We start from the raw sequence: 12,190 nt of genomic DNA, 5'->3' as shown, positions 1-12,190 counted from the left end.
TTCGCGCAAAAAATATCCGGGTAATATTGCATACCCTATATTACCCGGATATAACGCGTCTTCCCCAAAAGACGCGGAGACACGGACATGAAGGGCGAGGCGCGCAAGGCGGCCGTGGCCGCATATAAGGAGCGCAAGCCGGCGGCGGGAATTTATGCCGTGCGCTGCGCACCCACCGGCCAATCCTGGCTGGGGCGGGCGCGTGACCTTGCCACCATCCAGACCCGCATCTGGTTCAGCCTGCAACACGGCGGCGCATCCAACCGCGCTCTTCAGGCGGCTTGGCAGGCCCACGGGGCCGAAGCCTTCACCTTCGAAGCGATCGAGCGGCTTGAGGTAGAGGAAAGCGCCTATGTGCGCGACGCCCTGCTGAAGGAGCGACTCGCCCATTGGCGCGCGGTGCTGGGCGCGGCCGCGCTTTGAATTCCGACACGCCACCGCAAGCAGCGAAGTGACCTTGCGGTAACTCCGGCATCACGTCTTTTCGTCCGCTTCCGGGCGCAAAAATGTCCCCACCCGCCGTTCAAAGGTTGACTCCCCCGTCGTTTCAGCCACGATCTGAACACTGAATTCCGAATTCAGTTAAGGCTCGCCAAAGCCGAAATGAAAAACATTGCGGGAGAAAACCTTATGATCGCATCACGCCTCGTGATTGCAGCCTTTTGCGCCGCCGTGGCCGGGCCTGCCTTCAGCCAGACGGTGCCGCCCATCAAGATCGGCGTGCTGAACGACCGCACCGGCATCTATGCGGATTTCGCCGGCCAGGGCTCGGTCGTGGGCGCCCAGATGGCGGTGGAGGATTTCCAGAAGACCCATCCCGACATCAAGGTCGAGATCCTCGCGGCCGACCACCAGAACAAGGCGGACGTGGGCTCCGCCATCGCGCGCAAATGGTATGACGAAGACGGCGTCGACATGATCGTGGATGTGCCGAATTCGGCCGTCGCGCTCGCGGTCAACGAAGTCTCGCGCGAGAAGAACAAGGTCCTGATCGTCTCTGGCGGCGGCACGTCCGATCTTACCGGGCCGAAATGCGCGCCCAATACCATTCACTGGACCTTCGATACCTGGTCGCTGGCGCACGGCACCGGCAGTGCCATGGTGAAGCGCGGCGGCGATACCTGGTTCTTCATCACGGCGGACTATGCCTTCGGTCATGCGCTGGAGCGCGACACGGCGAAGGTCGTGACGGAATCCGGCGGCAAGGTGCTCGGCAGCGCCCGCGCGCCCATGGGCGGGTCGGATTTCGGCTCCTTCCTGCTCCAGGCGCAAAGCTCCAAGGCCAAGGTGATCGGCCTCGCCAATGCGGCGGCCGACACCACCAACACCATCAAGCAGGCCTCCGAATTCGGCATCACCCAGGGCGGCCAGAAGCTCGCCGGCCTCCTGATCTTCTTGACCGACGTGCATTCACTCGGCCTGAAGGTGGCGCAGGGCCTGGTGCTGACCGAGGCCTTCTATTGGGACCAGAATGACGGCACCCGCGCCTTCTCCAAGCGCTTCGGCGAACGCATGGGCGGCACCATGCCCACCATGGTGCATGCCGGCGTCTATTCCGCCGTCACCCATTATCTGAAGGCGATCGTGGCGGCGAAGTCCAAGGACTCCGACAAGGTGGTTGCGCAGATGAAGGCGATCCCCACCGATGATCCGCTGTTCGGCAAGGGCCAGGTCCGCGCCGACGGTCGCCACATCCACAATATGTACCTGTTCGAGGTGAAGACGCCGGCGGAATCCAAGGGCGAGTGGGATATCTACAAGACCCTCGCGACCATCCCGGCCGCCGACGCCTTCCGCCCCCTCAGCGAAGGCCATTGCCCGCTCGTGAAGAGCTGACCGCGCCGCAAGACCGCTAAGCCACTAGACCGCTAAGCGACAAGAACCTTTAAGCCGCAAGACCGCCCCCTCCCCGCCGGGAGGGGGCTTTTTGCATTCAAGGGCGCGCAGACGCAGACGCTTCGAGCTAAAGCGGCCCGTCCAGAAGGCGGGGTCCGCCGAGAGGACAGGCCGAGCGCCCGTCGTCCAGCAGGATGAAGGCCGCCACCTGCGTCGACCCGGTCAGCTTCACATGCCCGCGCCAGCTCACTTCCTGCGGCGTACCCGGAGGAAGGGTCGCGGCAATAACGGGCCGCGGGCCCTCGGTCAGGCCGTAGCCGACGATGATTCCGCCGGCATCCACCAGGAGGATTTTGTCGGGCGCCCCCGCACGGGCCGGATCCCAGGCCCAGCCCGTCACCCGGAAGGCGGTTCCCGGCGCGGTGCCCGGCACCGGCTGCGCGCCCGCGAACGCGCCAAGGCAGGCCGAGGCGGGGCGGAGCGTGGCATGGGCCGAAAGCGGCGTCCCCCTCCAGCTCGCCCAAGGTTCCGCGAACAGCGCCAGCTGCCGCCGGCGCAGCAGTTCGGCCCGCTCGGCGACCACCTCGGGATCCAGGAAGATCTTGGCGAATTCCTCATCGTCCCGCACGTTCGACAGCAATGCGGTCGCCGCTCCGTCGCGGGAGAGCCGCAGGGCCTGAACCACGGCGTCCACATGGTGGCCATAGCCGGCCATGAGCACCAGCGCGCACACCGCCGAAGCCGGCGCGAGGATGCGGATCCGGCCCGGCAGCAGGCTCCACCACAGAAAGGTCAGCGCGAGCCAGAACACCAGGCTCGGCGTCAGATAGCGGCTGGCCAGCGCCTGGCCCACGCCGAACGTCAGCCGCCCGAGCGAGGTCAAGGCGGCGGAGGCGGCGATGAACACGATGACATGCAGCAGCACCAGCCGTGCCGGTGTCGCATGGGAGGGGCGAGCCACCAGCACGACGCCGGCGAAAACGCCCAGGCCGACCCCGATTGCGCCCATCGCGATGGCGATCAGGTGGCGATGGCCCTCCACGGCGGCGATCTGCACCCGCAGCAGCTCTTCCAGCGGCTGGCCGAGATAAGCGAGCGTATAGCGCAGCGAGGTCAGCGGCTTGAGCAGTGCGGCGAACGGGGTCAAGTCCGGGTCGGGGGATTGATAACCGACGAGATAGAGAGCGATCAGCCCCACTGCCACGCCTGCACCCACGGCGGTTTCGCGCCAGGGCCGGCCGAGCCAGACCGCCAGCGGCGGAAGGAGGAGGCACACGAGAACGCCGTTGGACAGGGACCCGACCGCCAAGGCCGCGCACAGCGATGCAGCGCCCACCCCGGCCCATCCCCGCACGGCCGCGAGCGCCGCGAAAGCGAGCGTTCCCGCAAGGAAGACCGCGAAAAACTGGGTCTGAAAACTATAGAGGAAGTTTTCCCACTGCCCGCCCCAGAACATATATCCGAGCGCGATGGCACCCGCCAGAACGGCATTCACACGCCCGCGCACTCCCGCCCAATAGACCAGGGCCGCAAGGGTGAAGGCATGGATCAGCTGCAGGAGGATGCTTGCGTAAAAATTGACCAGATAGGTTCCGCGCGCCAGGAGATAATCCAGAATCGACAACAGGCGGAAGACGACGATGCGATGCTCATTATGCTGGGCGAAAAGCTGATCCATGCAGTCTTGGATGGAGAGGACCGCCCATTGGTCCATGAACGGAAGCGGGATGTAAGCATCATACATCGCCCGCAAGGTGGTCATCACCACAAGCGCCGCGCATACGGCAGCGATGAGGGTTAGAACATAGGGCAAGACGCGAGACATCATGACCCGGCCCCCGCCGGCCAAGGATGCAGTGTTCTCGAACGCCATCGGCCCCCCGATAATGTCGCACATTCGTAATATTACGTGAGCCCACACGCTTTTTAGTGCTCACGATCGCGCCGCAGTGCCAGCTTTATTCCGCCGCCTGCACCGATGCAACGCCGCATCGGGTGGCGAACGCGGACGGTTTCGCATTCTGGCGCATCAAGGTCCGTGCCATCGCGGGACGGCGGCGGTCGCGAGCCGAACAGGCGGGCGAACAGGGGGAGAACGGATGGGGCGCGAATCGGCGCGCGGCGGCGGATCGCGCTTTGTTCCGCCGGTCCAACGCCGCGTGGCGATGCCGCGATGGGACGCGCGGGATTGCCCGCAGCGCGGGCCATTTGGCAGGCCGGAAGGCGCGCCGGGAAAAGCGCGCCGGCGCGCAGGCCGCGCTTCAGTCCAGCGCCGCCCCCGCCGAAAGGCTCAATGCGCGGTCGAAGCGCGGCTCGGGGCGGCCGGCGTCGCGATTGGCGGCGCGGGCCAGCAAAGCCAGCAGATCGCCCAGCCGGTTGACATAGGCGATGCCCGCGCTGCCCGGCGCGGGTGGGTCGATCTCGGCCTGGGAGACCAGCCGCCGCTCGGCCCGCCGGCACACCGCGCGGGCGACGGCCGCGTGGGCCGCCGGCAGCGAGCCGCCGGGAATGAGCGTCGCGGCGACCACGGGAAGATCCGCCTCCAGGCGCCCGATGAGGCCGTCGAGCCGGCGCACATAGGCCATGGACAATTGCGCCGCGCCGGGCGCGGCCACCTGCTGAAGCAGTTCGTGCACGTCGTTCTGCGCGATCGCGAGCGCCTGCCCGGCTTCGCCGGAGGCGCCGCCCTCGGCCAGCACGGCGAGCCAGCCGGCAAGTTCCTCCACAGCGCCGATCAGCTCGACGGTGGGGCTATCCTTCTCCACCCGGGCGCCGGTGGCGAGACGTGTCATGCCGCCATCGCCGGCGGCGGTGCTCCAGCTTGCAAGACTGCTCATGTCGCTTCTCCCTCGGCTTGCGCCAGGCGGCCGCCCTGTTCCGGGCGGTCCGCCCTCACGCGCCGGGCGCAGGCCCGACGCGCGTTCGTGTGGACTGCGGCGCCTAGGCCGGCACCGATCTCAGCGCGTTCTGGCTGGCCAGGAAGCCGGCCGTGTAGTCGCAATAGGTGCCGATGATCCAGGGAATCATCGCGCGCTTGCGCTCGTCCATGGGCGAAATCTTGCGGGCGGGGCTGCCGCCCCAGAGCCAGCCGCTTTCCAGCACCTGCCCGGGCTCGGTGCGCGCGCCCGCCGCCAGCAGCACGTCCGGCTCGAACACCGTGCCCGCCGCCACATGGCTGCCCATGCCGACCAGCACGCCGGTGCCGATGGTGCAATTCTCCAGCATCACATTGTGGCCGATGACCGCGTCCGCGGCCATGACGAAGGGCCCGTTGACGCAGCGGATGATGGAATTGTCCTGGATGTTGGAATTGGCGCCGAGCACGATCTCGCTGTCGCCGGCATCCAGCTCGCACGAGAACAGCACGCTGGAATGCGCGCCGGCCTTGAACGTTCCCGCCACGGTGGAGGTGGCGGCGATGAAAGTTGAGGGGTCGATCTCCAGCCGCGCCGGCGCCCGCGCGGGCGCGAGCACCTCGTCGGGCACCGCGCGCAGGCGCGCCGCGCGCCGCGCAATCTCGCCCGGCTCGACCGCGCGCACGGGCTTTGCCGGAATGCCGGCATAGACCATGCCCGCTTCCAGCTTGGAGCGCGGGAAGGCGACCGCGCCGGCTTCCAGGATCACGCCGTCTCCCACCACCGAGCCGTCGAGGATGACGGCATTTTCCTCGATCACGCAGTCGCTGCCCACGGTGCAGGCGTGCACCACGCCGTTGCGGCCCACGGTGACGCGGTCGCCGACGATGGCGGGATACAGCTCATGGGCGATATGCACCGTGCCGCGATCGCCGATGAAGAAATCGGCGCCGATTTCCACCACATGCCCGTCCGCCCGCAGCAAGGCGAGCGCGCCGATGGAGGCGCGCGGCCCGAGCGTCACCCGGCCGATCACGGCGGAGCGTTCGCCCGCGTGCCGCAGGTCCGGCATCACCGGAAGAATGCCGTGATAGGGCAGGATGAAGGGCGGGGTGGATAAGACATCACTCATGCGGCGCTCCCGTGCAGACCATTTTGCAAGCGATCCGCCAGCACCACGGCATCACGGGCCATGGCTTTGAGTTCGTCCTGCGCCAGCCGCGCAGCGACTTGCCCGCAGAAAGGCTCGAACTCGGCGAGATCGCTTGCCCCCAGCATCCGCGCGAAGAAATAACGGCGCAAGGCCAGCCGTTCATGGCCGCACGCCACGCTATGCGCCAGGAGCAGGCGCGCCGCGCCCACATCGCCGCCGCGCGCCCGCATGCGCGCGGCCTTCACGTCGGCCCGCTTCAGCCGCATGGTCAGAACACCGGGGTTTCGCGATACACGCCCCACACGGTTTTCAGCTTCTCCACGATATCGCCCATGGTGGCGCCTTCGCGCACCAGGTCGATGGTGATGGGCATGATGTTCTGCGTGTCGTCCTTGGCCACTTCCACCAAGCGCTCCAGCAAGGCGTTGACCTTCACATTGTCGCGCTCGCGGCGGATGCGCTGGGTGCGCGAAACCTGCCGCTCGGCGGTGGTCTGGTCGTAAGGATGGGTCTCGATATCGTGGACCTCTTCCTTCTCCACCAGCGTGTTGACGCCGATCACCGGCTTCTCGCCCGATTGCTTGCGCAAGGCGGTCTCATAGGCGAAATCGGCGACGCGCTTCTGGAACCAGCCTTCCTGGATCAGCTTGATGGTGCCGCCGCGCTCGTCCACCTCGGCGATGATGTCCATGATGCGCTTTTCATATTCGGTGGTCAGCGCCTCCACGTAATAAGAGCCGCCGAGCGGGTCGATCACCTGGGTGACGTTGCTTTCCTCGGCGATCACCTGCTGGGTGCGCAGGGCCATGCGCATGGCTTCCTCGGTGGGGATGGCGAACGCTTCGTCGAAGCCGTTGGTGTGCAGCGACTGGCAGCCGCCGAGCACCGCCGAGAGCGCCTGGAGCGCGGTGCGCACCACGTTCACCATATATTGCGGCTTGGTGAGCGAGGCAGCGGCGGTCTGGCAATGGAAGCGCAGGCGCATGCTCTCGGGGTTCTTGGCGCCGAACCGCTCCTTCATGATCTTGGCATAGCAGCGCCGCACGGCGCGGAACTTCGCCACTTCCTCGAAGAAATCGGCCTGGCAGACGAAGAAGAAGGCGAGGCGCGGGGCGAATTCGTCCACATGCATGCCGGTCTTCGTCACCTCCTCCACATAGACGATGAGGTTGGCGAGCGTGAAGGCCACCTCGTCCACCGGCGAGGAGCCGGCTTCCGAGATGTGGTAGCCCGAGATGTTGATCGGGTTGTAGCGCTTCATGGTCTTGGCGCAGTGCGTGATGCAATCGCGCACGATGCGGACCGACGGCGCGATGGGATAGATATATTCCTTCTGCGCCATGTATTCCTTCAGGATATCCGCCTGGATGGTTCCCGAAAGCTTGTTGAGATCGTAGCCGCGCTTTTCCGCCAGCACGATGTACATGGCGAGCAGGATCCAGGCGGAGGGATTGATCGTCATGGAGACCGAGATCTTCTCGAGATCAATGCCCTCGAACAGGGCCTCCATATCCTCCAGCGTGTCGATGGCGACGCCCTCGCGCCCCACCTCGCCCTCGCTCATGGGATGGTCGCTGTCGTAGCCCATGAGGGTCGGCATATCGAAGTCGGTCGAAATGCCGGTCTGGCCCTGGGCGATCAGATATTTGAACCGCTTGTTGGTGTCCTCGCCGGTGCCGAAGCCGGCGATCTGGCGCATGGTCCAGTTGCGCGAGCGGTACATGGTGGGATAGGGGCCGCGCGTGAAGGGATAGCGGCCCGGCAGGCCGATGTCCTCAGGCGGGGTCTCGGCAAGGTCGGCGGCGGTGTAGGTGCGCTTCACCGGGAAATCGCCGAGGGTGAAGAATTGCTCCTTGCGCTCGGCCTGCTTCTTCAGGAAGGCGGCGACTTCGTTTTCTTCCCAGTCGCGCACGTCATCGCTGAGCTTGGCGAGGGTGCGGGTCTCAAGCATGCTCATCTGCGAGTTCCTTCTGGGCGGACGAGAGCAGCATCTCGTTGGCAAGGGTGTAGGGATCGCTCTCGCGGCGCTGGAGGCGCGCGGAGAGCTTCGGGGCCAGGCGCTCCGCCGCATGGGTGAAGCGCTCGATGAGGAGATTTTCCGCCGTCTTCACCAGGCGGAAGCGGGCGATGCGGGCGAGCCGGGCAAGGCCGGTCTCGGTTTCGAAGGCGACGCGGCGATGGGCGTTGATCTTGGCCAGGAGCTGCTCGAACCCCTCCCCGCTGATGGCGGACACGCCCACCACCGGCACCGCCCATTCCCCCCGCTCGGAGGTGAGGGCGCCCAGCGTCAACATGCTCTTGAGGTCGGTGAGCGTGCGGTTGGCGTCTGAGCGGTCGCATTTCGACACCACATGGATGTCGGCGATCTCCAAGATGCCCGCCTTGATGGCCTGGATCTCGTCGCCGAGGCCGGGGGCGGAGACCACCACCGTGGTGTGGGAGGCACGGGCGATCTCCACCTCGTCCTGCCCCACGCCCACGGTCTCGATGATCACCGTGTCGAAGCCGCCGACATCGAGAATGTCCACTGCGTCCAAAGCCGCGCGGGCCATGCCGCCCATGGCGCCGCGTGTCGCCATGGAGCGGATGTAGATGCCGGGATCGGTGGCAAGCTCGGTCATGCGCACCCGGTCGCCGAGGATCGAGCCGCCGGAGAACGGGCTGGAGGGGTCCACCGCGACGATGCCCACCTTCAGCCCCTGCTCGCGCAAGAGCTTGGCGAAATGGGCGACCAGGGTGGACTTGCCCGAGCCGGGCACGCCGGTAATCCCGATCACATGGGCCTTGCCGGCCCGGCGATAGATGGTGGCGAGCGCCTCGCGCGCTTCCGGCGTGCCGGATTCCGCGCGCGAGATGAGCCGGCCGATGGCGCCCATCTCCCCGGCTTCAACGCGCGGGATGAGGTCCAGCGAGGGAACGTAGCGGCCCATCAGGCACCCCCCGCTTTCAGCTGGGCATGCATGTCGCGGAACACGGCGCGGTCGTCCACCACGCGGCGGGCCTTGAAGTCCGTGCGCGGCAGCGTGCCGCCTTCCACGATCTCCACCACCGCGCGCAGGCCCAGCAGCTTCTGCATGGATTTGGCGATGTCGCCGCGGAATTTCTCCACATGGTCGCGCCCGAGGGCGAGCGTCACCGCGTCGGCCTCCACCCGCAGCACCAATTCGTCCATGGCAGCTTCGCGGGTGATGACGATCTGGTGCTCGCCGCCATAGCCGGCGGTCTGGTTGAGCACGGAATCGATCTCGCTCGGATAGACGTTCTCGCCGCGGATGGTGAACATGTCGTCGATGCGCCCGAAGATGCCGAGCGGCAGGCGCGGATAGGTGCGCCCGCAAGGGTTGGGCGCGTCGCTCCACAGCGTCAGATCCCCCGAGGCGAGGCGGATCATGGGCTGGGAAGTGCGCTCCAGATGGGTGTAGACCGGCGTTCCCCGCTCGCCATAAGGCACGCGGCGGAAGGTGCGCGGGTCGCAGACCTGGGTATAGACCACATCCTGCCAGCACAGCATGCCGGGGGTCTCGGCGGAGCCGCCCACATGCATCCAGGGCGTCATCTCCGCCATGGAGCCGCTGTCGAACACCTTGGCGCCGTAGAGATCCTCGATGCGGTCGCGCACACCGGGAATGGAGGCGCCGGGCTCGCCCGAGAAGAACATCACCCGCAGGCCGAAATCGCGCGGATTGAGCCCTTCCTTGATGGCGGTTTCCGCCAGATGCAGGGCATAGGTGGGGGTGCCGTAGAAGCCGGCCGGCTTCATGGCGGCGAGCCATTGGGCACAGCGCACGCTCATGCCCGGCGCGCCGGCGCCGAACGGAAACGCCTTGGCGCCGAGCCGCTCCGCACCGGCCAGCGCGCCCCAGGAGCCCATGTACAGGCTGAAGATGGCGGCGACGCACACCATGTCGCCGGGGCGCAGGCCCATGGCCCACATGATGCGGGCATGGGCATTGGCGATGGCGCGCCAATCGTTGCGGCCGATGGCGAAGGCGGTGGGCCGCCCGGTGGTGCCGGAGGTGCCGTGCACGTGGAACACCTCGGCATCCGGCACGCACAGATAATCGCCGAACGGGGCATGCGCCGCCTGGCTGGCGCGCAGGTCCGCCTTGGTGACGACCGGCACCTTGTCCTCGAAATCTTCCAGCGACTTCAGGTGCGAGGGGTGGAAGCCCGCCTCGTCCCATTTGCGCCGATAGAAGGGCGCGGTCTCATAGGCATAGGCGCAGACCTGCTGGAGGCGGGCGAGGATCGCCGCGTCGCGGTCCGCGGGGTGCATGGTTTCGCGCTTGGCAAACCAATAGCGCGCGTCTGACGGCGGCAGATAGGTTTCGTCATAGCGCGGCGGGAAGGACCAGTCTTCCATGGGATATCCTCCCGCGCTCAGCGCGCGCCGCGCTCGGTGACGAGGCGTTCCAGGGTCGCGACGATGGCGGCGGGCGGGGTGTCCTGAAGCAACACCTCCTTCACGCCCATCTCCTTCAGGGCGACCACGTCCTCGTCCGGCATCACGCCGCCGGCGACCACGATCAGATCGTCCACGCCCTTTTCGTTCAGGAGCTTGAAGATCTTGGGGAACACCGTGAGCTGCACGCCCGACAGCAGGCTGACGCCGAGCACGTCCACGTCTTCCTGGATCGCGGCGGTGACCACTTCCTCCGGCGTGCGGTGCAGGCCGGAATAGATCACGTCCATGCCGGCATCACGCAAGGTGCGCGCGACAACCTTCACGCCGCGATCGTGACCGTCGAGTCCCACCTTGGCGAGCAGCACGCGAATGGGTTGAGCCATTTCCATCCCTCGTTCATTATTGAATTCTGAATTCCGAGTTCAACAAACGGTCGCAGGTTCCCAGGAGATGGTCAAGATGGAAAACGGCGGGCGCACGCGATATGCAGACTTCATGGAAACTCTGGCCGCACCGAAACGCCTGGTTGAACAGACCTACGAGGTCATCCTCGACGCCATCTGCGACGGCACCCTCAAGCCGGGGGAGCGCCTGACGCAGGAGGATATCGCCGCGCGCCTCAATGTTTCGCGCCAGCCGGTGACCCATGCGCTGGTGATCCTGCGCTCCCAGGGCTTCGTCATCGAATCGGGCAAGCGCGGGGTATCCGTGGCGCCGGTGCAGCCGGAATTATTGAAGGCGATCTATGAGTTCCGCTCCGCCGTGGAGCCGCTGGCGGCGGAGCTGGCCACCGCCAATCTCAAGCCCGAGCACATCCGCAAGGGCCGCGACCTCGTGGTGCACGGGCGCAACCTGGTGCTCGCCAACGACCAGAAGGGCGTGGTCCATGCGGACATGGAGTTCCACTCCTTCATCTATGATCTCTCGGCCAATCCGCTGGTGATCGACACGATGCGCCTCAATTGGCAGCATCTGCGCCGCGCCATGGGGGAAATCCTCTCCTTCCCCGGCCTCTCCATCCGCGTGTGGCGCGAGCATGAGGAGATTCTGGAAGCGATGATACGGGGCGAGGCGAAGGTCGCGGCGGACCTCATGCGCAACCATCTTGTGGGCGCCTATCGCCGCGTGATGATGGGCGAGAAGGACATCACCTGAGCCTGCCCGCAAAAAAGGCGCCGGCCCAAACCGCAGGCGCCGGCCACGGCCTGCCCACCACCAAGACCGCTGCCCCGAGCGTGGGCGTCGTCTTTTCCAACCGTCATGGCCGAGCTCGTCCCCGCCACCCACGCGGCGCCGCCGGAGCTCACCTTCGCACATCGCATCGGCCCCACGGCGTGGATGCCCGGGACACGCCCGGGCATGACGATTGTTCAGAATGCACAGGTCCCCTGCCCCATTGCAAAGCACTTGCACCGGCGCCCGGACCGCCCTTTTCGCTTCTCTCGCGCCGTCATGGCCGGGCGCCTCCCGGCCATCCACGCGCCGCCGCCGGAGTCCGCCTTCGCGCACCGCACCGGCCTCAAGGCGTGGATGCCCGGGACAAGCCCGGGCATGACGATTGTTCAGAATGCACAGGTCCCCTGCCCCATTGCAAAGCACTTGCACCGGCGCCCGGACCGCCCCTTTCGCTTCTCTCGCGCCGTCATGGCCGGGCGCGTCCCGGCCATCCACGCGCCGCCGCCGGAGTCCGCCTTCGCGCACCGCACCGGCCTCCCGGCATGGCTGCCCGCGACGAGCCCGGGCATGACGATTGTTCAGAATGCACAGGTCCCCTGCCCCATTGCAAAGCACTTGCACCGGCGCCCGGACCGCCCCTTTCGCTTCTCTCGCGCCGTCATGGCCGGGCGCGTCCCGGCCATCCACGCGCCGCCGGAGTCCGCCTTCGCGCACCGCACCGGCCTCCCGGCATGGCTGCCCGCGACGAGCCCGGGCATGACGATT

11 protein-coding genes are annotated in these 12,190 nt (G+C 66.8%); 3 read left to right on the top strand and 8 right to left on the bottom strand.

The window, feature by feature from the left end; all coding sequences use genetic code 11:
- Positions 1-87 precede the first annotated feature (87 nt).
- Entirely contained in the window at positions 88-423 is a 336-nt protein-coding gene (locus tag V5F78_RS00340) for a GIY-YIG nuclease family protein (protein WP_394072122.1), read from the top strand.
- 207 nt (positions 424-630) lie between these two features.
- Positions 631-1,836, top strand: a complete 1,206-nt coding sequence (locus tag V5F78_RS00335) for an ABC transporter substrate-binding protein (RefSeq protein WP_394072123.1) — start codon at positions 631-633, stop codon at positions 1,834-1,836.
- Between the two features lie 127 nt (positions 1,837-1,963).
- Here the strand turns inward: V5F78_RS00335 and V5F78_RS00330 are convergent, their stop codons facing one another.
- From V5F78_RS00330 to V5F78_RS00295, 8 genes are all read right to left on the bottom strand, one after another.
- On the bottom strand, positions 1,964-3,664 hold the full coding sequence (locus V5F78_RS00330; protein ID WP_394072124.1) for a hypothetical protein: 1,701 nt from the start codon (positions 3,662-3,664) through the stop codon (positions 1,964-1,966).
- A 433-nt stretch (positions 3,665-4,097) separates the two neighbouring features.
- Entirely contained in the window at positions 4,098-4,673 is a 576-nt protein-coding gene (locus V5F78_RS00325; protein ID WP_394072125.1) for a cob(I)yrinic acid a,c-diamide adenosyltransferase, read from the bottom strand.
- A 103-nt stretch (positions 4,674-4,776) separates the two neighbouring features.
- Positions 4,777-5,823, bottom strand: coding sequence for a gamma carbonic anhydrase family protein (locus tag V5F78_RS00320; protein WP_394072126.1), 1,047 nt, complete (start codon positions 5,821-5,823; stop codon positions 4,777-4,779).
- Positions 5,820-6,110: a hypothetical protein gene (locus V5F78_RS00315; protein WP_394072127.1), complete on the bottom strand. Its 291-nt coding sequence runs from the start codon at positions 6,108-6,110 to the stop codon at positions 5,820-5,822. The genes V5F78_RS00320 and V5F78_RS00315 overlap by 4 nt, the downstream gene beginning before the upstream one ends.
- Before the next feature lie 2 nt (positions 6,111-6,112).
- Positions 6,113-7,801 carry a methylmalonyl-CoA mutase family protein gene (locus tag V5F78_RS00310; protein ID WP_394072128.1) on the bottom strand — a complete coding sequence of 563 codons (1,689 nt, stop codon included), beginning with the start codon at positions 7,799-7,801 and terminating at the stop codon, positions 6,113-6,115.
- Positions 7,788-8,774 (bottom strand): methylmalonyl Co-A mutase-associated GTPase MeaB, encoded by a 987-nt coding sequence (meaB, locus tag V5F78_RS00305; RefSeq protein ID WP_394072129.1) that lies wholly within the window; start codon positions 8,772-8,774, stop codon positions 7,788-7,790. The genes V5F78_RS00310 and meaB overlap by 14 nt, the downstream gene beginning before the upstream one ends.
- The gene (locus tag V5F78_RS00300) at positions 8,774-10,207 is read right to left on the bottom strand and encodes a phenylacetate--CoA ligase family protein (protein WP_394072130.1); all 1,434 of its coding nucleotides are present in this window, start codon (positions 10,205-10,207) and stop codon (positions 8,774-8,776) included. Before V5F78_RS00300 ends, meaB begins: the two co-directional genes overlap by 1 nt.
- 17 nt (positions 10,208-10,224) lie before the next feature.
- On the bottom strand, positions 10,225-10,632 hold the full coding sequence (locus V5F78_RS00295) for a cobalamin B12-binding domain-containing protein (RefSeq protein ID WP_394042894.1): 408 nt from the start codon (positions 10,630-10,632) through the stop codon (positions 10,225-10,227).
- Positions 10,633-10,744: 112 nt separating this feature from the next.
- On the opposite strand from V5F78_RS00295, the gene V5F78_RS00290 reads away from it, so the two are divergent.
- Positions 10,745-11,404 carry a GntR family transcriptional regulator gene (locus V5F78_RS00290; protein WP_394072131.1) on the top strand — a complete coding sequence of 220 codons (660 nt, stop codon included), beginning with the start codon at positions 10,745-10,747 and terminating at the stop codon, positions 11,402-11,404.
- Positions 11,405-12,190: the final 786 nt, after the last annotated feature.

Source organism: Roseixanthobacter glucoisosaccharinicivorans (assembly GCF_043195095.2).
Classification (GTDB): Bacteria; Pseudomonadota; Alphaproteobacteria; order Rhizobiales; family Xanthobacteraceae; genus NCEH01.
The sequence above is the reverse complement of the archived record's forward strand: the minus strand, read 5'-3'. Positions and strand labels throughout refer to the sequence as shown.